Source organism: Actinomycetospora sp. CA-101289 (assembly GCF_050955895.1).
In the GTDB taxonomy this organism is placed as follows: domain Bacteria; phylum Actinomycetota; class Actinomycetes; order Mycobacteriales; family Pseudonocardiaceae; genus Actinomycetospora.
Genome location: NZ_CP192093.1, coordinates 1,237,838 through 1,259,983, shown reverse-complemented (window position 1 = coordinate 1,259,983; position 22,146 = coordinate 1,237,838). Strand labels below are relative to the sequence as shown.

Annotated in this window: 18 protein-coding genes and 1 pseudogene; 4 read left to right on the top strand and 15 right to left on the bottom strand. The window is 76.8% G+C overall.

Annotated elements, in window-relative coordinates:
* Positions 1–47 precede the first annotated feature (47 nt).
* Positions 48–1,229: a cytochrome P450 gene (locus ACQPX6_RS06270; RefSeq protein WP_433786244.1), complete on the bottom strand. Its 1,182-nt coding sequence runs from the start codon at positions 1,227–1,229 to the stop codon at positions 48–50.
* On the opposite strand from ACQPX6_RS06270, the pseudogene ACQPX6_RS06265 reads away from it, so the two are divergent.
* From ACQPX6_RS06265 to ACQPX6_RS06255, 3 genes and pseudogenes are all read left to right on the top strand, one after another.
* Positions 1,162–1,533, top strand: a pseudogene (locus tag ACQPX6_RS06265) (hypothetical protein); the annotation flags it as partial. The gene ACQPX6_RS06270 and the pseudogene ACQPX6_RS06265 overlap by 68 nt on opposite strands.
* Before the next feature lie 118 nt (positions 1,534–1,651).
* Complete coding sequence (locus ACQPX6_RS06260; RefSeq protein ID WP_433786243.1) at positions 1,652–2,566, top strand: aromatic ring-hydroxylating dioxygenase subunit alpha; 915 nt, start codon at positions 1,652–1,654, stop codon at positions 2,564–2,566.
* Positions 2,563–3,537, top strand: coding sequence for a PDR/VanB family oxidoreductase (locus tag ACQPX6_RS06255; protein ID WP_433788200.1), 975 nt, complete (start codon positions 2,563–2,565; stop codon positions 3,535–3,537). Before ACQPX6_RS06260 ends, ACQPX6_RS06255 begins: the two co-directional genes overlap by 4 nt.
* Here the strand turns inward: ACQPX6_RS06255 and ACQPX6_RS06250 are convergent.
* Positions 3,525–4,769, bottom strand: coding sequence for a PucR family transcriptional regulator (locus ACQPX6_RS06250; RefSeq protein WP_433786241.1), 1,245 nt, complete (start codon positions 4,767–4,769; stop codon positions 3,525–3,527). The two genes, ACQPX6_RS06255 and ACQPX6_RS06250, sit on opposite strands and share 13 nt — an antisense overlap.
* A 97-nt stretch (positions 4,770–4,866) precedes the next feature.
* Between ACQPX6_RS06250 and ACQPX6_RS06245 the strand changes: the two genes are divergently transcribed.
* Positions 4,867–6,216 carry an MFS transporter gene (locus ACQPX6_RS06245; protein WP_433786239.1) on the top strand — a complete coding sequence of 450 codons (1,350 nt, stop codon included), beginning with the start codon at positions 4,867–4,869 and terminating at the stop codon, positions 6,214–6,216.
* Here the strand turns inward: ACQPX6_RS06245 and ACQPX6_RS06240 are convergent.
* From ACQPX6_RS06240 to ACQPX6_RS06180, 13 genes are all read right to left on the bottom strand, one after another.
* The gene (locus tag ACQPX6_RS06240) at positions 6,213–6,539 is read right to left on the bottom strand and encodes a hypothetical protein (RefSeq protein WP_433786238.1); all 327 of its coding nucleotides are present in this window, start codon (positions 6,537–6,539) and stop codon (positions 6,213–6,215) included. The two genes, ACQPX6_RS06245 and ACQPX6_RS06240, sit on opposite strands and share 4 nt — an antisense overlap.
* 8 nt (positions 6,540–6,547) lie before the next feature.
* Entirely contained in the window at positions 6,548–7,837 is a 1,290-nt protein-coding gene (locus tag ACQPX6_RS06235) for a hypothetical protein (protein WP_433786236.1), read from the bottom strand.
* 2 nt (positions 7,838–7,839) lie between these two features.
* Positions 7,840–8,001: a hypothetical protein gene (locus ACQPX6_RS06230; RefSeq protein ID WP_433786235.1), complete on the bottom strand. Its 162-nt coding sequence runs from the start codon at positions 7,999–8,001 to the stop codon at positions 7,840–7,842.
* Positions 7,998–9,812 carry a hypothetical protein gene (locus ACQPX6_RS06225; RefSeq protein ID WP_433786234.1) on the bottom strand — a complete coding sequence of 605 codons (1,815 nt, stop codon included), beginning with the start codon at positions 9,810–9,812 and terminating at the stop codon, positions 7,998–8,000. Before ACQPX6_RS06225 ends, ACQPX6_RS06230 begins: the two co-directional genes overlap by 4 nt.
* A gap of 79 nt (positions 9,813–9,891) precedes the next feature.
* Entirely contained in the window at positions 9,892–10,506 is a 615-nt protein-coding gene (locus tag ACQPX6_RS06220) for a hypothetical protein (RefSeq protein ID WP_433786232.1), read from the bottom strand.
* Between the two features lies 1 nt (position 10,507).
* A complete protein-coding gene (locus tag ACQPX6_RS06215) occupies positions 10,508–11,014 on the bottom strand; it encodes a hypothetical protein (protein WP_433786230.1) in 507 nt (168 codons plus the stop codon).
* 74 nt (positions 11,015–11,088) lie between these two features.
* Positions 11,089–12,123, bottom strand: a complete 1,035-nt coding sequence (locus tag ACQPX6_RS06210) for a uroporphyrinogen decarboxylase family protein (protein ID WP_433786229.1) — start codon at positions 12,121–12,123, stop codon at positions 11,089–11,091.
* Positions 12,124–12,137: 14 nt separating this feature from the next.
* Complete coding sequence (locus ACQPX6_RS06205; RefSeq protein WP_433786228.1) at positions 12,138–13,361, bottom strand: OmpA family protein; 1,224 nt, start codon at positions 13,359–13,361, stop codon at positions 12,138–12,140.
* Positions 13,358–15,826, bottom strand: coding sequence for an Hsp70 family protein (locus tag ACQPX6_RS06200; RefSeq protein WP_433786226.1), 2,469 nt, complete (start codon positions 15,824–15,826; stop codon positions 13,358–13,360). The genes ACQPX6_RS06205 and ACQPX6_RS06200 overlap by 4 nt, the downstream gene beginning before the upstream one ends.
* Positions 15,827–15,835: 9 nt before the next feature.
* Positions 15,836–16,354, bottom strand: coding sequence for a nucleotide exchange factor GrpE (grpE, locus tag ACQPX6_RS06195; RefSeq protein WP_433786225.1), 519 nt, complete (start codon positions 16,352–16,354; stop codon positions 15,836–15,838).
* On the bottom strand, positions 16,351–16,776 hold the full coding sequence (locus ACQPX6_RS06190; protein WP_433786224.1) for a hypothetical protein: 426 nt from the start codon (positions 16,774–16,776) through the stop codon (positions 16,351–16,353). The genes grpE and ACQPX6_RS06190 overlap by 4 nt, the downstream gene beginning before the upstream one ends.
* Positions 16,777–16,794: 18 nt before the next feature.
* On the bottom strand, positions 16,795–21,060 hold the full coding sequence (locus ACQPX6_RS06185; protein WP_433786222.1) for a tetratricopeptide repeat protein: 4,266 nt from the start codon (positions 21,058–21,060) through the stop codon (positions 16,795–16,797).
* Between the two features lie 179 nt (positions 21,061–21,239).
* Complete coding sequence (locus ACQPX6_RS06180; protein WP_433786221.1) at positions 21,240–22,133, bottom strand: dioxygenase; 894 nt, start codon at positions 22,131–22,133, stop codon at positions 21,240–21,242.
* Between the last annotated feature and the right edge of the window lie 13 nt (positions 22,134–22,146).

Sequence of the window (22,146 nt, the reverse complement as noted above, 5' to 3'; positions counted from 1 at the left end):
GTGCCGTGCCCAACGACCGTTTCCGGATGCCGGAAGACCGATGGGCTTCAGGCGGGGACGAGCCGCACCGGCACCGTCGCGAACCCCCGCAGCCAGTTCGAGAGGCGGGGCGCGGACTCCCCCGCCGGTTCCACCCGCGCGACCCGGCGGGCGAGGGCGCCCAGCAGCGCCTCGGCCTCCATGCGCGCGATCACCTGGCCGACGCAGTTGTGCACGCCGCCGCCGAACGCGGTGTGCCCGGCGGCGCGGCGGTGCAGGTCGTAGTCGTCGGGGGCGTCCCAGCGGCGCGGGTCCCGGTTGGCCGCCCCGAGCATGAGCAGCACCTTCTGGTCCGGCGCGACCGTCGCGTCCCCGACGGCCACCTCGCGGGTCGCCGTGCGGCCGATGACCGGGCTGGGCGTGTGCAGGCGCAGCCCCTCCTCGAACGCCGCCCGCGCGAGCCCGGGGTCGGCCTGCAGCGCCGCCCACTGCTCCGGGCGGCGCGCGAGCTCGTGGATCACCGAGGCGAGGGCGAGGATCGTCGTGTCGATCCCGGCCGAGAGGAACGAGCGCACGAGCAGCGCGGCGTCGTCGGGGGTGATGTCGCCGCTGTCGGCGTAGGCGTGGATCGCCGCCCCGATGCCGTCGGGGGCCAGCGCCTCGCGCCGGACCTGCCAGGCCACGTACTCGCGCGCCCCGCCCGCCCGGCGCTCGGCCTCGGCGCGCAGGGTGTTGTGCGGCCCCATCGACTCGAAGTTCAGCGCCGCGTAGGGCAGCAGGTGCTCGCGGCCCTGCGGCGCCATGCCCACCGCGTCGGGCAGGACGGTCATCGGGAAGCGCTCGGCGAGGTCGGTCGCGGCGTCGACCTCGCCGGCCTCCAGCGCGTGGTCGACGACCTCCTCGGCGGTGACGGCGAAGCGCTCCGCGAGCCCGGCCAGCGCGCGCGGCGCCAGCACCCGGTTCATGACGCGGCGCGCCCCGGTGTGCGCGGGCGGGTCGGCGTCGAGCAGCACGCTGGGCGGGCGCCAGCCCTCGCCGCGGCGGATGTCGGCGAGGCCGGTGCCGGCCGCGGACGACCACGTCGACCAGTCGCGGAAGACCCCGGCGACGTCGGCGTGCCGCCCGGCGGCCCACACCCCGTGCGCGGGCAGCCACACCAGCGGCGCGGCCTCACGGATCGCGGTGTCGGCCGGGATCGGGTCGGCGAGGACGTCGAGGGCGAACGGGTCCACGTCGAGCTCCACCACCACGGTGTGGAGGGAACCATCCGCGGCCCGGCCGGGACATCGATCTCCCGGATGCCGGGAGGGGTCGTGGCGGGCGCGGGCGGCGCGTCCGCACCCTCGGGCGATCCGTCCACGAGGAGCCGTCGTGACCACCACCTCCACCACGCCCGACCAGCCGCTGCGCGCCGCCCCCGACACCTTCGCCCGCCGCGAGTGGCCCCGCGCCGCCTGGTACGCCGCCGCCTACGACGTCGAGGTGGGCGCGCACCTGCTCCCCCGCACCGTCGCCGGGGCGTCGCTCGTGCTGTTCCGCACCCCCTCCGGCGAGGCCCGCGCGCTGGAGAACGCCTGCTGGCACCGGCTGCTGCCGCTCTCGGAGGGCAAGCTCCTCGGCGACGAGCGGCTACCACGGCCTGCGCTACGACGCCGACGGCCGCTGCACGTTCATGCCGTCGCAGAAGACCGTGAACCCCTCGGCGCGCGTGCGCTCCTACCCGGTGGTGGAGCGGCACCGCTTCGTCTGGGTGTGGACGGGCGACCCGGCCGACGCCGACCCCGCGGCGATCCCCGACCTGCACTGGAACGACGACCCCGCCTGGGCCGGCGACGGGGACCTGATCCACGTCGAGTGCAACTACAAGCTGATCGTCGACAACCTCATGGACCTGACGCACGAGACGTTCGTGCACGGCGGCAGCATCGGGCACCGCTCGGTGGCCGAGTCGCCGTTCGAGGTGACCCACGGCAAGGGCACCGTGACCGTGACCCGTTGGATGATCGACGTCGAGGCGCCGCCGTTCTGGGCGCGGCAGCTGGAGTGGCGCGGGGCGCCGGCGGGCAACGTCGACCGCTGGCAGATCATCCACTTCACCCCGCCCGGGACGATCGCCATCGACGTCGGCGTCGCCCCCACCGGCACCGGTGCGCCCGAGGGCGACCGGTCGCAGGGGGTCAACGGGTTCGTGCTCAACACGATGACCCCGGAGTCGGCGACCTCCACGCACTACTTCTGGGCCTTCGCGCGCAACTACGCACTGACCGACCAGCGGATCACCACGCTGCTGCGCGAGGGCGTCAGCGGGGTGTTCGGCGAGGACGAGGAGGTGCTCGCCGCCCAGCAGCGCGCCATCGACGCCCACCCCGAGAAGGACTTCTACAACCTCAACATCGACGGCGGCGCGATGTGGGCCCGCCGCATGATCGACCTGATGCTCGCCGCCGAGGACGACTCCTACGCCGCGGCCGGCGCGCGGGCCGAGCGCGACATCGCCGAGCACGACCGGACCGACCCGGGCGACGGCGGCGAGCGCGAGGTCGCGCGGGCCCGGGCGGAGGCCGAGCGCGCGCGGAGCGGGTCGTGAGCACGTCGACCTTTGTCGGCGCCCGCGTCCGCGCCGTGCGGGCCGTGGCCGACGAGGTGCGCCAGGTGGAGCTCGTGCCCGACGACGGGGCGCGCGGCTATCCCCCGGGCAGCCACCTCGACCTCGCGCTGGAGGTCGACGGGCTGCCGGTGGTGCGCTCGTACTCGGTGGTCGGCGCGGCGCCGGAGGACGGCGCGTACCGCATCGCGGTGAAGCTGCTGCCCGACAGCCGCGGCGGCTCGCGGCGGGTGCACGGGCTCGCGACCGGCGACCGCCTCGAGCTGCGCCACCCCACCAGCCACTTCGAGCTCGACCCCGGGCGGCCGGGCTACCTGCTCGTCGCCGGCGGCATCGGCATCACCCCGTTGGTGGGGATGGCCGAGGTGCTGGCCCGGCGTGACGCCCCGGTGCGCCTGGCCTACGCGGGGCGGCGGCGTGCGGCGATGCCGTTCGTCGACCACCTGCGCGGGCTGCTCGGTGACGACGCCGTCGTCACGGCCGCCGGCGAGGACGGCGAGCGCCTCGACCTCGCCGCCGAGGTCGCCGCCCTGCACCCCGACGGCGAGGTCTACGTGTGCGGGCCACCGCGGCTGACCGACGGCGTGCGGGCGTGCTGGGCGGCGCACGGGCGCCCGGCGCGGCGCCTGCGCACCGAGACGTTCGGGACCGGCGGGCGCCACCCCACCGCGGCGTTCGACGTGGACGTCCGCGACCACGGCCTGAGCGTGCACGTCCCGCGCGACCGCACGCTGCTCGCGGCGCTGCACCACGCCGGGGTGGACATGGTGTGGGACTGCCTGCGCGGCGAGTGCGGGCTGTGCACGGTGAGCGTGCTCGGGGGCGACACGGTCGTCGACCACCGCGACGTCTTCCTCGACGCCGACGAGCAGGAGGCCTCGACGCGGCTGTGCGCCTGCGTCTCGCGGGCGGTGGGCGGGCGCCTCGCGATCGACACCGGCTACCGCCCCTGATCGCCGTCCGCGTCGGGGGCCGCGAGCGCGAGCCCCAGCAGCAGGCGGTCGCGGGCGTCGGCGAGGCGCCGCCCGGTGAGGGTCTCGATCCGGGCGAGCCGGTACATCACCGTGTTGCGGTGGCAGTACAGCGCGGTCGCCGCGCGCGAGGGTGACCCGTCGGCGTCGAGCACCGCCCGCAGCGTGGCGAGCAGCGTGGCCCGCTCGGCGGTGGGCAGGTCCAGCAGGTCGCCCAGCGCCACGCGCCGCAGGCGCGGGCCGAGGTCGGGCGCCTCGGCCAGCAGCGCCTCGGGCAGCCGCTCGTCGAGCCCGGCCACCGTGGCCGTGCCCGCGGGCAGGGTCCGCGCCGCGAGCCGCGCCCACCGGTGCGCGACGTCGAGCTCGCCGAGGCCCGCCACGGGCGGGGAGACGCCCACCGGGCCGCGAGCGCGCCGGCTCAGCGCCGCGATCACCGCGGGCAGGGCGCCCGCGTCGCCCGGCACCACCACGCCGACGACCTCGCCCGAGCGCGCGTGCCACACCGACGACGCGAGCCCGGCGAGCGCCTCCGACGGCGCGGGCAGCGGGTCATTCCGGCCGTCCCCGTCCCCGTCCCCGGTCGGCGCCACGACGCAGCACAGCGGCGCGTCCTCGGGCACGTCGAGGAGGCGGGCGGCGTCGCGGGCCACGGCGGGGTCGCGCCCGCGTCCGGCGAGCAGGCCCTCCAGCACCGCCCAGCGGCGCCCGAGCTCGAGCCCGCGCAGCCGGGCCTCCTCGCGGCGGTAGGCGTCGACGAGGCGGTCGGAGCTGGCGTCGAGGATGCGCCACACGTCGTCGGCCACCACCAGCAGCGCCGCGTCGTACCGGCCCGCGAACCGCTCGCGGGACACCTCGCGCATCCGCGCCCACACCAGCCGCCCGCATTGGCGGTAGGCGCGGAGCACGACCTCGAGCGGGACGCCCTGGCGCGCGCGCCGCTCCCCGGTGTCGACCGTGAGCGCGGCCGCGTCCACCCCGGGCGGCAGGTCGCCGGCGAGCTGGGTGAGCAGGCGCTCGAGGCTCGCCCGGCAGGTGGCGCGCAGGTCGTCGCGGACGGGGACGCCGAGCGCGGCGTAGACGTCCTCGCGCTCGAGCAGGCGCCGGGTCAGCCGCGCGGCGAGGGCGTCGACCTCCTCGAGCAGCGCCCGGCACAGCGCGGTGAGGGCGTCCCGGGCGGCGTCGGGGGCGCCGTCCGGCCGGACGGGAGCGGCCACCGGCGCAGCATGCCGTGCGCAGGGCTGTGCGGTCCACGTCACATCCTGTGCTCGGCGCCCATTGGCCTGCCGCGCACCGCGGGGTGACGCTGCGGGGATGACGGCGACGGGGTCGGGGGCGGGGTCAGGGGCGGGGTCGGGGGTCGACCGGCGCGAGGTGCGCCGGACGTCGCTGGTGGCCCTGCTCGGGTCGACGATCGAGTGGTACGACTTCTTCATCTACGGGACGGCCGCCGCGCTCGTCCTCAACACGGCGTTCTTCCCCAGCGCCGACCCGTTCCTCGGCACGCTCGCCGCGTTCAGCTCGTTCGCGGTGGGGTTCATCGCCCGGCCCGTCGGCGGCATCATCTGGGGCCACTTCGGCGACCGCATCGGGCGCAAGAAGGCGCTGGTCTCGGCGCTGTTCCTCATGGGGGCGTCGACGACGCTGGTCGGCCTGCTGCCCAGCTACGCGACGATCGGCGTGGCCGCCCCGATCCTGCTGTTCGTGCTGCGCATCCTGCAGGGCCTCGCCGTCGGGGGGCAGTGGGGCGGCGCGGTGCTGCTCGCGACCGAGAACGCCCCGCCGCACCGGCGCGGGTACTACGGCAGCTTCCCGCAGCTGGGCGTGCCGATCGCCGTCATCGTGTCCAACGGCCTGTTCCTGGGCCTCGAGGCGGGGCTCGGCGAGGAGGCGTTCACGTCCTGGGGCTGGCGCGTGCCGTTCCTGCTCTCGGTGCTGCTCATCGGCGTCGCCCTCTACGCGCAGCTGCGCCTCGAGGACACCCCGGCGTTCAAGCAGATCCAGCAGCACCAGGGTGCGGGCAAGCAGCGCTCGCCGATCCTGCAGGTGCTCCGCTCGCACCCGCGCCAGGTGCTGCTGGCCGCCGGGTCGTTCATCGCGGTCAACGGCGGCTTCTACATCTACATCGTCTACTCGCTGAGCTACGGCACCAAGGTGCTCGACCTGCCCGAGTCGACGATGCTCGTCGGCATCCTGGGCTCGAGCGCGGTCAACCTGGCGCTCATCCCGCTGTTCGCGCTGCTCTCCGACCGGGTGGGCCGACGCCCGGTCTACCTCGCGGGGGCGATCGGCACCGTCCTCGTCGCCTTCCCGGTGTTCTGGCTCATCGACACCCGCGCCACGTTCCTGATCTTCCTGGGCCTGCTGCTCGGCGGGATCGCGAACTCGGCGATGTACGGCCCGCAGGCGGCCCTGTTCGCCGAGCTGTTCAGCGCCGAGGTCCGCTACTCCGGGGCGTCGCTGGGCTACCAGATCGGCGCGGTGCTCGGCGGCGGGCTCGCCCCGCTCATCGCCGCCTCGCTCTTCGAGGCCACCGGCACCTCGGCATCGACGTCCTGGTACCTGCTGGCCATGGGCGTGGTCACGGCGGTGAGCGCGTGGCTGCTGCACGAGACCCACCGGCCGGGAGCGCGCAGCGGCTCCGGCCAGCGCCCGGGCGACTAGCGCTTGGGCTGCTTCCCCCGCCACGCGAGCGACCGCGCGTCGAGCTCGCGGAGCAGCGGGTCGCCCTCGGCGAGCAGCCGCTCCCCCTGCGCCACGGCGTGGGCGAGGCGGTCGTCGTCGAGCCGGCGGTACGCCGCGCCGCGGCCCCGGCCGAGGACGTCGTACCAGCAGGCGCCGACGGCGTCGTCGAGCAGCACGCGCCCGAAGCAGTGGTCGTTCCGCAGCGTCCACCGATCGCGAGCCGCGGCGGCGGGCAGCTCGCGGTCCACGAGCTCGCGGTAGCGGGTGCGGAGTGCTTCCCTGCGCGTGTCACCGGCGGCCACGGTCCCGGCTACCCGCCGAGCAGCAGGCCGAGCGCCGCGCACGTCAGGACGATCATCGCGAGGACGAGGGGGAGCTGCCCCCAGCGGGCCCGCGTCCCGCCGCGCAGCGCGAGGTCGTGCGCGGCGACGGTGGCGGCGACGTGCCCGAGCACGATGGCGTTGACCTGCACCGCGGCCACCACCGTCGGCGACACGACCCCCGGGTCGACGGCGCGCCCGGCGGTGCCGAACAGGTCGAGCCCGGTGCCGAAGGGGTCGCCGGCCAGGAGCACCGCGTTCTGGCCCTCGACGAGCAGGAACGAGAAGTAGTGCGCCACGGTGTAGCCGAGCGCGATCGGGATCAGCGTGGTGGCGAACGACGGGCGGGCGCGGCCGGCGCGGTACCCGGACGCCCACGCGGTGGCCCGCACGGCGACGCCGTAGAGCAGGCCCACGGCCAGGATCGACGTCGCGAGCCCGAGCGTCCCCGCAGCGACCGACTCGCCGTACGGCGCCCACCAGGGGGTGCGGGTGAGCCCGTCGAACCCGGTGGAGCCGAGCAGCACGACGAGCACGACGGCGAGGTGGGGCACCGGGTCGGGCCGCACCAGCCCCGCCAGCGGGTTGCGCAGCGCGAGCACCCCGTCGTCCCGGCGCGCGACGGGCGCCAGGCGCGCGAGCGCGGTGGAGAGCACCTCGAAGCCGTCGCCGCGCGCGCACCACCCTTCGCCGTACACCGCGACCAGCGCCAGCGTCACCGCGACGTAGCCGAGCACGAGCGCCCCGACCAGCAGCGGGTCGGCGCGCTCGGGGGCGACCAGCTCGAGCCACACGAACCCGGCCAGCCAGGCCGCGGCGGGCAGGTGGCCCAGGCGCTCGGGCAACCGGCGCGTGCCCGACAACCGGAGCAGCCGGGCCAGCGTGCGCACGGGGTTGACCGCGCGCCACACCGGACCGAGCAGCGGGCTGACCACGGCCAGCCCGACCCAGAACACGACGTAGAGCACCCAGGGCGCGAGGTTCGCCTCGGTGGCCGGCGGGCCGAACAGCCCGACGACCGCGACGAACAGGGTCAGCGCCAGCACCAGCCCGCGGGCGGCGGCGCGCAGCGCGGGGTGGTCGACGACGCGGGTCAGCCCCGGCAGCGCCCGCCCGCGGTCGGGGTCGAGCCACGGGCGCGACCGCAGGGTGGCGAGGGCCAGGAACGACACGGCGACCGCGACGGCGCCGCCGGCCATGGCCGCGCCCGCGTCGAGGGGGAGGTCGGTCCGCCCGCCGAGGCCGTGCGCGAGGAGGTCGGGCGGGGTCGTCGCGCGCACGGTCAGCGGACCTCGTCCTCGGTCTCCTCCTCGTCCTCGCGCCGCTGGCGCCGCCGGTCGCGCACGACGATGGCGACGAGGACGCCGACGACGAGGAACGCCGGCAGGAAGAACGGCGCGGTGTCGATGATCGAGTGGTCGGCCAGGACCACGACGCCGGTCATGCCTGCGCGACCTGCCGGTCCGCGTCCTCGCCCTCGACCCCGCGGACCGGGTCGGGCCCGCAGCGGGCGGTGCGCCCGACGCCCCACGCCAGCGAGAGCACCAGCGCGAGGCTCAGGCCGAGCACGACGATCGAGCCGACGGTGAACAGCGACACCGGCACGCCGGGCTTGAGCTCGCGCTGGAGGATCTCGTGCTCGGGGACGACGGGGCGGGTGAACGACGGGTCGGCGGGCACCAGGGAGGCGTTGAGCGCCGGGTCGGCGGGCAGGTAGATCTCGACACCGCCCATGCTGCGGCCCTCGTGCACGCGCAGCAGCGTCTTCCAGTCGCCGGAGACCGGCACCGGCTCGGTGGTGCGCCACGACCCGTCACCGGCGGGCACGAGGCGGTCGACGTGCAGGTCGCCGCCCTGCCACGCGGTGAGCGTGAACCACGTCGGGTCGTCGACGGTCGAGGGCGGGTCCATCCGCACCGACAGCGACTCGGCCATCCCGTCGCGCACGGGCCCGAGGGTGACCTGGGCGTTCGCGCCCTGCGGCACGGTGTAGACCAGCGCGTTGCCGACGACGACCGCGACGAGCACCAGCGACGTCGCCAGCAGCGAGCGCGACACCGCGGGCCGCGGGAGCCGGCCCCGGAGCCCGAGCACCAGGAGCGCCCCGGCGATCCCGCCCGCGACGCCGCCGAGCAGCGCCGAGAACAGGCCCTCGCCGAGCATGTCGGGGGTCCACGGCAGCGGGAACGCCACCTGGCTCCAGGCGTACTGCACCGCGTAGCCGACAGTGCCGACGAGGACGCCGGAGACCACGCCGAACGCCAGCACGCGGCGGGCGAGCACGACCGCGAGCAGCTCGATGATCACGGCTTCGCCGAGGTAGAAGGGCACGGTGGCGAACAGCTCGCCCAGCGCCGGGCCCACGACGACCGCGACGCCGCCGCGCACGAGCAGGTAGAAGCCGACGGCGAACAGCGCCCCGTAGCGCCCGACCCACAGCCGCGCGACGACGAGCGCGCAGGCCGCGGCGGCGGCGATGAGATAGGGCTGGTGGACCATGCGGAACTGCGGGACGCCGAAGTCCCACTCGGCCTGGAACACCGAGAGGCCGATGAGGAAGCCGCCCATCATCATGCCGCGGTAGAGGAACTGCCGGCCCGCGGTCTGGCCGGTGCTGCCCTGGCGGGCCAGGCGCCCCTCGCGGTCGAGCACGGCCAGCGCGACGAGCGAGAGCCCGGCGCCGCCGATGAGCATGAGGTGGGTGGGGCCCCACAGCGTCACGTCCTGCCCGAAGACGCGGTGCCACGCGTCGTCGAGCGGGAAGCCGAGCAGGGCGTAGAAGCCCGCGCCGGCGAGGAGCACGCCGCCGACCGGGGCGTACCAGTCCTTCGTGATGCGGACCGCGGCCGGACCGGGCTTCTCGCGGCCCAGCGGCAGGACCATCGCCAGCACGCCCGAGGCGAAAATCCCGAACAGGCCGATGAGGATCGGGTAGTGCGCGATGTTGGCCAGCGGGCCCTCGTCGCGGCCCTGGCTGATGTGCAGGGAGATGTCCCAGTACATGCCGAGCAGCGCGGTGATCAGCGAGACCATCGCGGCGTAGGTCGGGAGCCCGACCCAGCCGGGCAGGCCCCGCGTGGGCGCCGCGCGCTCGAAGAACGCGGCGGCCTTCGCCAGCACCTGCGTGCGCCCGGTCCGGTGCGCCCACCCGCCGAGCAGCAGCGCCGCGGTGAGCACGACGGCGCCGCCGGTGGCGATCGCGATCTGGTCGAGCGCGGCGCCACCGGCGGCCTTCGGCTCCACGGGCGCGGCCATCCCCAGCCTCCTACGTACCGGAAGTAACAGTAACTACCGGTAGCATGCAGATGGCCGCGAACCGTGTCAAACGGCGGGGTCAGCGACGCTTGCGGGCCTCGTCGGTGGCCTCCGCGAGCTCGAGCGCCTCGGCCTTGCGCTCCGCGGCCTCGCGCTCGGCCTTGACGGCCTCGGTCTCCTCCTCGACGCGGGTGCGTCGCGCCTCCTGCGCGTCGGCGTCGGCGCGCTCCTGCGCCTTCGCCTTGTCCTTCTCGGCCTGCTCCTTGCGCTGCTGCTCGCGCTCCTCGGCCTTCTGCGCGCGCTGGCGGCGCTCCTCCTCGAGGCGCTGCTGCTGCTCCTGCTTCTGGCCGCGCACCTGCTCGCGGCGCTGCTGGTCGGACTCGCGACGCTCCTGGAGGCGCTCGTCGGCCACCTCGCGGCGCGCGTCGGCGGCCTGGTCGCGCTCGGCGGCCTCGGAGCGCTGCTGGACCCGCGCCTCCTTGACCTGGCCCTGACCGGCCATCTCGGGGTCACCGAGCACGGAACCGAGGACGCCCCGCACCGTGGCCTCGACGCTGTCGAACGCCAGCGTCGGCCCCCACTCGCGGTTGCCGCCGTTGCCGGTCACCTGCGCGAGCAGGTCGACGGGCACGCGGGCCACGCCGAAGCCGATCGACACGAGCGTCCGCGGTACCACTGCCACAGGGTTCGCCATCTCAGGTCTCCTCCACGTTCTCGAGCGCCTCCGCGTCGCGGCGCGCGCGCTCGGCTCGGACTTCCTCGTCCTGCGCCCGCTCCTCGGCCGCCGCGCGCTCCTTGACGGCGTCGACCTCGTCGCGGCGCAGCTCCTGCTCACGGGACTGCGCGACCTGCTCGGTGGCCTGCTTGCGCACCGCGGTGTCCTGCGCGGCCTGCTGCTGCTCGGCCGCGCGGTCCTGCTCGGCCCGCTGCTCGCGGGCGGCCGCGGTGTCCTCGGCGGCCATGCGCTCGCGCTCGACCTCGAGCTCCTCCGCCTTGGCGCGCGCCTCGGCCTCCTCGCGCTTCTGCTCTGCGAACTCGTCGGCGCGCTTCGCCTCCTTGGCGGCGTCGGCCTTCTCCTGCTGCAGCTCGCCCTCGGCGCGCAGGTCCTGGTTGTCGGTGACCGCGCCGGCGGCCTGCTTGACCGCGCCGGCGACGCGCTGACCGGCGCGGGTCGCCTTGTTCGTCTCGGCCGGGTCGGCCATGGACTCCTCCTCGTGGTGACGCAGCTACTGACGCGTACGCCTCGCGAGTCCTGGTACCCGTTGCGCCCGATGGGCTACCCGGCCTCCTCCCGCAGCAGCCGGGCGCCGGCCGCGAGGGCGCGCATCTTGCCGGCCGCGGACTCCCGCGGCAGGTACTTCAGCCCGCAGTCGGGGGCCAGCACGACCTGCTCGCGCGGGAGCAGGTCGAAGGCGCGCCGGGCGCGCCCGGCGACGGTCTCCGCGTCCTCGACCTCCGGGGTCGACAGGTCGAGGACCCCGAGGATGATCGTCTTGTCGGTGAGGTCGCGGAGCACCCCGAGGTCGAGCCCGGACTGCGCGGTCTCGATGGAGATCTGGTCGACGGGCGAGCCGGCCAGCTCGGGCAGGAACGAGTAGCCCTCGGGCCGGGCGTGGATGATCGCGGCGTAGCCGAAGCAGATGTGCACCGCGGTGGTGCCGGTGACGCCCTCGAGGGCGGCGTTCAGCGCGGCGAGCCCGTACTCGCGCGCGGCGTCGGGGCGGGCCTGCATGTAGGGCTCGTCGATCTGGACGACGTCGGCGCCGGCGGCGAACAGGTCGCGGATCTCGGCGTTGACGGCCGCGGCGTAGGCCAGGGCCGCCTCACCCGGGTCGCCGTAGTGGTCGTCCTGCGCCTGCTGCGACATGGTGAACGGGCCGGGCACGGTCATCTTGATCGTCCGGTCGGTCGCCGCGCGCAGGAACCGCAGGTCGTCGACCTGGATCGGCGCGGGGCGGCTGATCGGCCCGGTGATCCGCGGGACGGGGTTGGGGTGGCCGCTGCGGTCCAGCGCGGTGCCCGGGTTGTCGACGTCCACGCCGTCGAGCGCGGTGGCCAAGTGGTTGGAGTAGCTCTCGCGCCGGATCTCGCCGTCGGTGACGACGTCGAGCCCGGCGTCCTCCTGCGCCCGGATCGCCAGCAGGGTCGCGTCGTCCTGGGCCTGTCCGAGCAGCTCCGGCGCCACCCGCCACAGCTCCTGCGCCCGCACGCGCGGCGGGAAGCGGCCGGCGAGCTTCCCGCGGTCGATGAGCCACTCGGGCTGGGCGTAGCTCCCGACCAGCGACGTGGGCAGCAGGGGCAGGCTCGGCACGGGCACCTCCGGGGTCAGGGAGCGCCGAGGCGGACGACGGCGCGACGGCTGGCGGCAACGGTAGGCTGGGGGTCGGCGTCCCCGAGCCCCCGCACGGTGATCGTCGCGGGGTCGACGCCGCCGGCCACGAGGATGGCACGGACGCTCGCGGCCCGGACCTCCGAGAGCTGCCGCGCGCCCTCGGGCGAGCCACCCCTGGTGCGCGCCGCGTAGCCCTCGACCACGGCGGGCGTGCGCTGCCCGGCGAGCAGCCCGGCCAGCGTCCGCGCCGTGGCCGCCCCCGCGGGCGACGGGTCGCCCGCGGCGCCCGGGAACGTGATCGGCGCGAGGCCCTGCACCGCGGCGACCGCGTCCCCGAGCAGGCGGGCGTCGGAGCCGCCGGCGGGGGCGGACACCGCCGCGGTGTCGACCACCTCGACCCCCGGCAGCGCGGTGCGCAGGCCGTCGGCGAGGCCCGGTCCCGGGTCGCCGCCGAGCACGGCCCGCCCGCCCGCGACGGTCAGCGTGTGCGCGCCGGGCGCCGCGGCGAGGAGCCGCACGAGGCCCGTCAGCTGCTCCGGGGCCACGGCGGGCGGGGGCACGCCCGGCGCCACGTCCAGCCCGTCGGCCGCGACCGCCGCGCCGGGGGCCCCGGCGCCGGCAGCACGGACGAGGGCCTCGCGGGCCAGCGCGTCGGGCACCCCGCCCAGCACCGTGACCGTGCGGTCGCGCGTGAGGACGGTGAGCGGCGAGCCCCCGGCGACCGGCGCTCCCGGGGACCGGGGCAGGAGGAACGCGAGCGCGGCCGCGACCAGCGCGAGCACGAGCAGGGCGGCCAGGACCAGCGGCAGGACGCGCCGCCGGGGTGCCGGCTCGGGGTCCGGGGCCGCCTCGTCCAGGGCGGCCAGCGCCGCCTGCGCGCCGGCGTGCCCGGGCTCGACGTCGAGGGCGGAGCGCCAGGCGCGGCGGGCGTCGTCCCGGTGCCCGCGGCGCGCCTCGAGCTTGCCGAGCACCACCCACGCGTCGGCGAAGCGCTCGTCCTCGGCGAGCGCCGCGGACACCGCCCGCACCGCGCGGTCGTCGTCGCCCGCCGCGGCCAGCGCGAGCGCCCGGTTGTAGAGCAGCACCGGCCGGGCCTGCAGGTGCGACAGCGGGGTCAGGTCCTCGCCGCAGTCCGGGCACACGCCGTCCGGGCCGGGCGGGACGGCGCACAGCGGGCAGCGGACCGGCTCCAGCGACGGCCCCGCGGCCCGCGTCACCGTCCGGCCTGGCGGGGCTTGGTGACCGCCACCGGGCCGTCGCGGTTGGTCTTGAGCTCGGCCTGGACCTCGTCCCACAGCTCGGCGAGGTGGGCGGCGGCCCCGCGCTTGCCGGCGCGGTCTCCCTTGTCGTGGGCGTCGTCGTAGGCGGTCAGGGCCGTCTCGATCCGGTGGCCCAGCCCGGCCGAGACCGAGCCCTGGCGGGAGAACGTACGGCAGTAGACGAGGTCGTGGATTTCGCGCGGGAAGCCGCCGGTGAGCTCGCGGCCCTGCCCGACGACCACCGACGCGGCACCCCAGTCGGCGCGGTCGCGGGCCTCGTCGATCTCGGTGGAGAAGCGCAGGATCTCGTCGCGGTCGTCGGGGTCGAGGTACTTGCCCGCGCCCACCAGCAGCGCCGAGAGGAAGGCGTCGAAGCCGCGGATCTCCGCGACGGTCTCGACGAGGCGGTCGGCCCGCCGGTTGGTCTCCTCGGCCTGGGCCCGGGTGACCCGCCCGTCGGCCATCGTCGCGTCCATCTCGCCGATGAGGTCGTAGAAGACGCCCGCCTCGGCCGGGCTGAGCTCGCCGCTCCAGCGGTCGACGAAGTCGGTGGTCTTGAGCCGCTGCTCCTCGACGCGGCGCAGGTCGTCCGGCCCGAGCATCCGCTCGTGCTGGATGGTCACGCGGTGCGGGTCGTCGCCGAGGGCGCGGACCCGCACCTCGACGGTGAGGGTCTTGCTCGCGTCCAGCCCGAACGCCACGTTGATCGGGGCGCCGCGGGGCAGGCCGGGCGGCAGCGCGATGGTCAGGTAGCCGGTCAGGGCGTTGCGGCCGGCGATCTCGGAGCCGCCCTCGTAGACGACGATCTCCAGGCGGCGCTGGTCGGCGACCGCGGTGACGTAGTCGCGGCTGACCAACTCCTGCGCCGACGTCGGGTACGGCGTCCCCTTGGGCATGACCACGCTCATCGTGCCGTCGTGCAGCTCGATGCCCCGGTCCTGCGGCGTGATCTCCAGGACCGGCTCGACCAGCGCGTGCCCGCACGTCGCGCAGGTGGTGGCCCCCTGCACGTTGACCGTCCCGCACGCGCGGCACTGCTGGCCGTCGGGCTCGGCGGGCACGTCGACCGAGAGCGTCGTGGTCGCCGGCGCGGCCGGCTCCGGCGCCATCCGGTCGGGGCCCCCGGTGACGGCGCCGCCCAGCGGGAACGAGCACTTGGGGCACGACGCGACACCGGCGTCGGCGGCCAGGAAGCACATCGGGCACGTGATCTTCACCGGCGGGCGCAGCGAGCGCCCGCACGCGACGCACTCCTCCGCCGCCACCGGCGACGCCGCGTCGCAGTGCTCGCAGCGCACCTCCGCGATGTGGGTGCCGTGCACGGCGGCGCCGAGGGCCACCGACTTCATGGGGTGCACGCCGGTGCGCAGCCGATCGGCCCCGAACACCTCCGCGAGCCGCTCGCGCACGTACGGCACGGCCGTCGACCCGCCGACCAGCAGCACCTGGTCGATGCCGGCCGGGTCGACGTCCGCGACCCGCATCGCCTCGACGACGAGCTCGAGGGCCCGGTCGACGCGCGGGCGGATGAGCTCGACGAAGTCGGCGCGGTCGATCTCGAGGTCGACCGTCTCGGGTGGGGTGCCGAGGTTGGCCAGGTTGAGCTCGGCGTCCGGGTCGGTCGACAGGTCGATCTTGGCGCGCTCGGCCTCGCTGCGGACGGTGACGCGGTCCGCGGCGCCCAGCCGGCTGCCGAGCGCCCGGAACTCGGCGGCGGCCCGCTCGGCGAGCAGGGCGTCGAAGTCGTCACCGCCGAGGAAGTTGTCGCCCTCGATGTCGAGGATCGTGAACACGCCCTCGACGACGAGCAGCACCGAGATGTCGAAGGTCCCGCCGCCCAGGTCGAACACCAGCAGCGTCGCGTCCTCGGGCTCCTCGCGCTGGTAGGCGTAGGCGAGGGCGGCGGCGGTGGGCTCGTCGAGCACCTTGAGCACCTGGAAGCCGGCCTGCCGCCCGGCCTGGCGGGTGGCCAGGATCTGGCGCTCGGTGAAGTACGCGGGCACGGTGATCACGGCGCGCGGGAACTCGACGCCCGCGCTGTCCTCGGCCTCCTCCTTGAGCCGGCGCAGGATCATCGAGGAGAGCTCGGTGGGGCTGTACGAGCGCCCCGCGAACGTGATCGCGACGTCGCCGTCGGGCCCGGCGGCGACCGCGGTGGCCATCCGCTCCGCGGCGCGGGCCACCTCCGGGTCCGCGAACTGCCGGCCCATGAACCGCTTCACCGAGCGGACCACGTTGGCGGGGTCGACCCTCTCCCGGGCGCCGGCCTTGTCCCCCACCAGCAGCTCGCCGTTCTTGCCCAGCCCGAGGACCGACGGGGTCGAGTCCCGGTTCTTGTTCGGCACGATCTCGGGCTGGCCCCGGCGCATCCAGGCCATCACCGAGTTGGTCGTGCCCAGGTCGATCCCCAGTACGCGCTGCACGTCTCCCCCTCACTCCCCCGGCGCGGGCGCGGGGCGCCCGGCCGGACCCGACGATGCGATCACCGAACCCCGCCGCAGCACCACCCCGTTCCAGCGGTAGGCGGCGATGGTCTCCCGGACGACGGTCTCCGGGGGCAGGTCCGGGTGCGGCTCGGCGTCCTCGATGTCCGAGGTCTCCGGGTCCACCGGTCCCGTCTGCTCCACCTGCTCGACCCCCTGGCGCCGCAGCACCCGGGCCAGGCGCCGGCGGGTGGACGACACGGCGGCCGTCATGCCCGGGTCGTCACCGGTCGCGGCGCCGACGGTGCGGTCGAGCGCGTCCAGCACGCCGACGAGGTCGGTGAGCAGGCCGCGCAGGGTCGCGTCGGCCTTCCGGGCCTCGGCCTCGCGGCGGCTCTCCAGCTCGCCCCGGCCCACGATGAGCCCGGACCAGGCCGCCGTCGCCCGCGCCAGGTCCAGGGCGGCGACGGCGTCGGGCACCGGGACGGGGGCCTCGTCGATCGCCCAGGGGTCGTGGTGCTCGCTCACGGGAGGCGGAACTCCGGGATCGGGAGCGCCGCGGCGGGCGGCGGCTCGAGCAGGCGCGCGGACCGGTACTCCGCGCGCGGGGCGGGGACGTCGGCCGCCGGCGGGTCCCAGCCGGCGGCGTCCGGGTCGACCAGCGCCGACCACGACGGCACCGGCGTCGACGCGTCGTCGACCAGCGGCGCGGCCGCCTCGGCGGCGACCTGCTCGCGCAGCCGGGCCAGGAGGCCGCCGACGTCGAGCTCGCGCAGGTCCTGGGCCAGCCGCCGGCGCGGGTCGCGCAGGCGGTTGAAGGCCGCGGTGATCTGCTCGCGCGGGTGCCGGCGCTCCTTGAGCGCCCGCGCGTAGGCCCGCCGGACCTCGTCGGGCGAGGCGGCGGACGTGACGCCCAGGATCCGGTAGGGCGACGGGGCGGGCGGGGACACGGCGACCTCCTGGTCGAGCTAGTCGAGCTGCGCGAGCAACGTGCGGTAGCGGGTGTTCTCGGGGTCGAGCGCGACGGCGCCGCGCAGGTCGACGCGGGCGCCGGCGCGGTCCCCGCGGTCGAGCCGGACCCCGGCCCGGCGGGCGTGGGCCAGGGCCGCCTCCGAGCGGGTGCGGGCGTCGTCCTCGACGCGCAGCGACAGGCCGAACAGCCGCACGGCCGCGTCGTAGCGCTCCGCCTTGGCGTGCTCCACGGCCGCGTTGTGCACCACGGTGCCCGCGACGCGGCGCGCCTCCGTCCGGGCCGTGGCGTCCGGCTCCAGGGCGACCGCCTCGCCCACGAGCGCCTCCAGGCGGTCGATGGCGCCGGGGTCCCCGACCAGCTCCTGGACCAGGTTGATGATCGCCACGCGGGCGTAGCGGGTGGTGGTCGGGTCCGGCGGGGTGAGGGCGACCGCGCGGCGCAGCACCGTGATGGCGCCCTCGTAGTCCTTCTGGTCGTTGTTGAGCTCGAGGGCGTGCTGCGAGAGCACCGCGGCCAGGTCGGCGTCGTAGCCGGCGTCGGTGGGCAGCAGGGCACGCACCCGTTCCATGACCTCCACCGCCCGGGCGTGGCGGCCGTCGGTGCGCGTGATCTCGCCGGCGCGCTTCGAGGCCGCCCGCCGCGCGTGCTCGGCGTGCGGGGCGAGGTCGGCGCCGGCCTCGCCCGCGGCGAGGAAGGCCTTCACCGAGCCCGCCCAGTCCTTCGTCTCCGCCCGCGTCACGCCCGTCGCCGTCCACGCCTCCGCGCGCAGCCGCGTGCGCTGCGGCGAGGCGTCGGTGCCCGCGAGGTGCTCCAGGGCGTCGTCCGGGCGTCCCTCGTCGAGCAGGTAGCGGGCCCGCGCCCAGGGCGAGAGGAGCGCGGCGAGGTCGGCGTCGGAGCGCTCGGCGGTGCGGCGGACGTCGGTGGCCAGCGCGGCGCCATCCGTGCCCGCGGCCTCGAGCATCTCCAGCATCCGCGGGCCACACGCGAACCAGGTCGGGCGCAGCGAGGACCGGGCGGCGGGCAGGTCGGCGACCGCGCGGGCCACCCGCAGCTCGATGCCCCAGTCGAGCTCGAGGTGCGGCACGGCGGTGCCCGCCCCGTCCCGCATCGCGCGGTCGCGCAGGCCCCGGACGACCTCGTCGGAGAACTCGTCGCTGACCTGCTCGCGGGCCTCGGGGTCGGGCTCGCGCCCGGTGAGCGTGGCGAGGGACGCCCAGAAGCCCGGGCTCGCGAGGACCGCGCCCCACGTGGCCACGAGCAGGCCGGGGACGGGCCACACCGTCGACGGGGCCGCGGCGCCGGGCTCGGACGCGAGCAGCACGCGGTGGCTCAGGACGGCGACGTGGTGCGCGGCGACGAGGTCGGTCGGGTCGCGGCGCAGCCGTCCCTCGGCGTGGACCAGGGCCGTGGTCAGGTCGTCGTCCACCCCGAGCGGCAGGGCGCGCACCTCGGCGGCCCACGACGCCGCCCGCCGCCCGAGCGCGGTGGACGGGTCGACGGCGGCGGCGCGCGACAGGGCCGTGACGGCGCCGTCCAGCGTCTCGACGCCGAGCCGGTCCACCGCGTACCGCAGCGCCCCGCGGGCGAGCGCGGCCCGCAGGCCCGCACGCTCGCCCTCCGCCGGCACCGGCGCCGTCTCGGCGTCCAGCACCGGGCGCGCGGCGTCGGGGTCACCGGCCTCGAGGTGCAGGAGGGCCGCCCGCTGCGCCGCGGCCGGCGACGCCGTGACGAAGGGAGCGAGCACGCCGGCGCCCCACGCGGGGGCGGCGGCCCCGACCGCGGCCCGGGCGATGCCGTCGAGCAGCAGGGTCCACGGCCACCGGCCGGGACCGGAGGCCGCCAGCCCCGCGGCCCAGGCGGTCAGCGCGTCCGACCACCGGCCCGCCCGGGCCAGCACCGTGCCGCGCAGGAGGGCGAACCGCGCCGGGCCGACGGAGGACGGGGTCTCGCCGGGGTCGCCGGCCATCGCGGCGGCGAGCGCCCGGTGGTACGGGTCGTCGACGTCGCGCAGGAGGATCGCGGCGGCCCTCCCGTCCTCGTCGCGCAGGGCGAGCAGACCCGCGAGGTACCGCAGGCGGGAGTCGTCGGGGGCGAGTGCGAGGGCCGGTTCCAGGCGTTCCCGCAGGTGCTCGACGGCGCCGCCGGCCCGGGCCTCGGCGGCGATCGCGCGCAGCGCCGCCTCGGCCACCGCGCCCGCGAGCCACGCGTCGTGCGGGTCGGCGACCCGGATCGGCTCCCACAGCCGCAGGGCCCACGCCGCGTCGCCGTCACGCAGGGCCGACCAGGCCTGGTGGTTCCCGGCGGTGCGGGCGTCGGCCGCGGCGATGCCCCCCGGGTCGTCGGTGCCGACCGCCGACATCCACGTGTGGCGGGCCTTCCCGAACAGGCCGCCCCGTGCGAGCGCGAGGGCGCGCAGGCGGACGACGTCGGTCTCCCGCCCGTCCGGGACGGGGCGGTCGGCGAGCAGGCAGGTGGCGGCGAGCCGGCTCCGCAACCACACGTCGTCCGGCGCCTCGCGCAGGGCGCTCTCGTAGGCGTCGGCGGCCTCGCCCGGCCGCCCGGCGTGCTCGAGCGCGACGCCGAGCCCGACCCGCGCCTCGCGGTGCGCGGGGTCGAGGGCGAGCGCCCGGGAGAACGCCATGCCCGCGGCGCCCCAGTCGTCGTCGGCGGCGGCCAGCGACCCGAGCGCGTACTGCCGGCGCGCGTCGTCCGGCGCCGTCTCGAGCAGGCGCCGCGCGCGGTCGGTCTCGCCGAGGCGCAGGCAGGCGACGGCGGTGTGCAGGTCGAGATCGGCGGGCGGCCGCGTGCGACCGGACCCGGCCCGGGCCTCGTCGAACGCCTCGACCGCGCCCGCCCACCGCCGCGCGCGGGCCCGCAGGCACCCCAGGACGAACGCAGGGCCGGGCTCGAGGCGCCCGCCCGCGCGCCGCCGCGCGGCCTCCAGCTCCGCGACGGCCGCCTCGGCCTCGCCGCGGGCGGCCCGGGCGCGCGCGAGCAGCTCCGCCTCGGCCGGGGTGCGCTCGGCGACGACCTCGAGCAAGGCCACCGCGCGCTCGGGGTGGTCGAGCGCGAGGTGACAGCGGGCGAGCCGGCGGCCCAGCTCGCGGTCGCCGGGGGCGGCGGCCGCAGCCGCGAGCAGCGGCGCCTCGGCCTCGGCGGGCCGGCCGAGATGCAGGAGGACCGCGCCGAGCCGCCGGCGCACCTCGACGTCGGGCGGGACGTGGCGCTGCGCGTTGCGCAGGACCGCGAGCGCCTCCTCGGGCTCGCCGAGGTCGACGGCCAGGTCGGCCAGCGCGAGGTGGTGGTCCCGCATCCCGGGCGCCAGGTGCGCGGCGGTCGAGAGCGGGCGCCGCGCCGCGGGCCGGTCGCGGCGCAGCAGGGCGCGGCCGAGCTCGAACCAGAGCTCGGCGCGGGCGGGCTGCAGGCGCGTCGCCTCGCCGAGCCGGGCGACGGCCTCGTCCACGGCGGTGCCCGCACGCCCGGGGCCGGTGCCGTCCCGGTCGGCCCGTGCGAGCGCCGTGCGCGCCGCCCACCGCAGGACCTCGGGCTGGGCGCCGTCGAGGGCCAGCGAGCGCCGGAACGCGTCGTGGGCGCCGTCGAGGTCGCCGGCCTCGTGGTGGAGCACGCCGAGCCAGTACGGGACCACCGCGTGGCCGGGGTCCAGGCGCTCGGACTCCCGCAGCGCGGAGGCCGCCTCGGCGGGCCGGCCCAGGGTCGCGAGCGCGAACCCCCGCGCGCGGTGCGCCCACTCGACCCGCGGGGCGGCCCCGGCGATGCGCCCGGCCAGCGACGCCGCTCGGGCGTGCGCGTCGGCGTCGACCCCGTCGGGCGGGAAGCAGACCTGCTGGGCGAACCGCACGACCACGGGCGACCAGGCCGCGGGGTGCTCGACCCCCAGGTGGCCGACCACCTCGTCGAGGGCCTGGGTGCCGGCGTCCTGGCGCGTCGCGGCGTCCTCCGCCAGCACGCGCCACACCGGCGGCGGGACCCGGGCGTACCGGACGGCCTCCCGGTAGGACGCGAGGGCCTCGGCCTGCTGCCCCTCCGCCCAGTCGAGGTCCCCGAGCCCGATGAGGGCGGCGCCGTGCCGCTCGGCGACGGCGCGCGGGTCCGGGGCCGGCACGGCGGGCGCGTCGGTGACGACGCGGCGGAACGCGCGGCGGGCCTTGCTGCGCTTGCCCGTGGCCATCGCCTCGCGGGCGCTCGCCAGCTCCGCGTCCAGCCCGGCGACGTCGGCGACACGTCCGAACCTCAACGCCATCGCCCCCGGCCCCTCACCGCACGTCCGTCCTCCGAGCGCGTCCGCGCTCACTTCCCGTCACGCAGACGGCGGCGCCGTTGGCACACCGTGACATTACTCCGCGCTACCAGCGGGGTAATGGTCTGAACGGGCGACGAGGCACGGCTTAGAGCGGGTCCGGTGGTCACCGGGAGCGGCCGTCAGGTCGGCTGGAGCACGAAGTCGTAGACGGCCTCGTACCAGGTGACGTCGCTCTGCCCGCCGTCCGGCGTCGGGCCCGGCGCGCGCTCGGTGAACGCGACGACCAGCTCGCGCTTCACCCCGAACACGACGTCGCTGTCGAGGTACGGCGCGCCCTCCTGGAACAGGTGCGTGATCAGCGGCGCGTACCCCGGCACGTTGAGCAGGAAGTGCACGTGCGCGGGGCGGTAGTGGCTGATGTCGGTGCGCGCGACGAGGTGCCCGACCGGCCCGTCCATGGGGATCGCGTAGCCCAGCGGGGCGATCGTGCGCACGCAGTAGGTGCCGTCGGCGCGCGTCGTGTACTTGGCGCGCAGGCGGGCCTCGTCTACCTCCGGGAGCTGCGACTCGTACGCGCCCTCCGCGTCGGCCTGCCACACGTCGAGCACCGCGTCGGGCACCGGCGCGCCGTCCAGCGCGCGGACGACCCCGTGCACGAACAGCGGGGCGCCGGGCACGCCGTCGGACATGTCGCCGCCGAACCCGAGCTCCGGCGAGCCCTCGATGTGGAACGGGCCGAGCACGGTCGCGGGCGTCGCCTCGGGGGCCAGCCGGTGGTTCTGCTGCACGACGAGCATCGACAGGCCCAGCACGTCGGAGGCGAGGATGAACTCCTCGCGCTTCTCGTCGCTGATCTGGCCGGTGTCGGTGAGCCAGCGGATCGCGGCGATCCACTCGGCCTCGGTGAGGCCGTTCTCGCGGGCGAACGCGTGCAGGTGGCGCACGAGCGAGCTCATCAGCTGCGCCAGGCGCGGGTCGTGCGCCGTCGACCACCGGGCCGCGGCGAGCTCGGTGATCGTGTCTTCGGTGACGGCCGTGACCGTGCTGGGGTCGGGGGTGACCGGGTGCGCCATCGCGCCCTCCTGG

Excerpts from the sequence above, each read along its gene's own strand:
- ACQPX6_RS06260 (WP_433786243.1), top strand. The coding sequence starts at position 1,652 with ATGCCGTCGCAGAAGACCGTGAACCCCTCGGCGCGCGTGCGCTCCTAC.
- ACQPX6_RS06245 (WP_433786239.1), top strand. The coding sequence starts at position 4,867 with ATGACGGCGACGGGGTCGGGGGCGGGGTCAGGGGCGGGGTCGGGGGTC.
- ACQPX6_RS06230 (WP_433786235.1), bottom strand. The coding sequence starts at position 8,001 with ATGACCGGCGTCGTGGTCCTGGCCGACCACTCGATCATCGACACCGCG.
- ACQPX6_RS06225 (WP_433786234.1), bottom strand. The coding sequence starts at position 9,812 with ATGGCCGCGCCCGTGGAGCCGAAGGCCGCCGGTGGCGCCGCGCTCGAC.
- ACQPX6_RS06220 (WP_433786232.1), bottom strand. The coding sequence starts at position 10,506 with ATGGCGAACCCTGTGGCAGTGGTACCGCGGACGCTCGTGTCGATCGGC.
- ACQPX6_RS06215 (WP_433786230.1), bottom strand. The coding sequence starts at position 11,014 with ATGGCCGACCCGGCCGAGACGAACAAGGCGACCCGCGCCGGTCAGCGC.
- ACQPX6_RS06185 (WP_433786222.1), bottom strand. The coding sequence starts at position 21,060 with ATGGCGTTGAGGTTCGGACGTGTCGCCGACGTCGCCGGGCTGGACGCG.
- ACQPX6_RS06180 (WP_433786221.1), bottom strand. The coding sequence starts at position 22,133 with ATGGCGCACCCGGTCACCCCCGACCCCAGCACGGTCACGGCCGTCACC.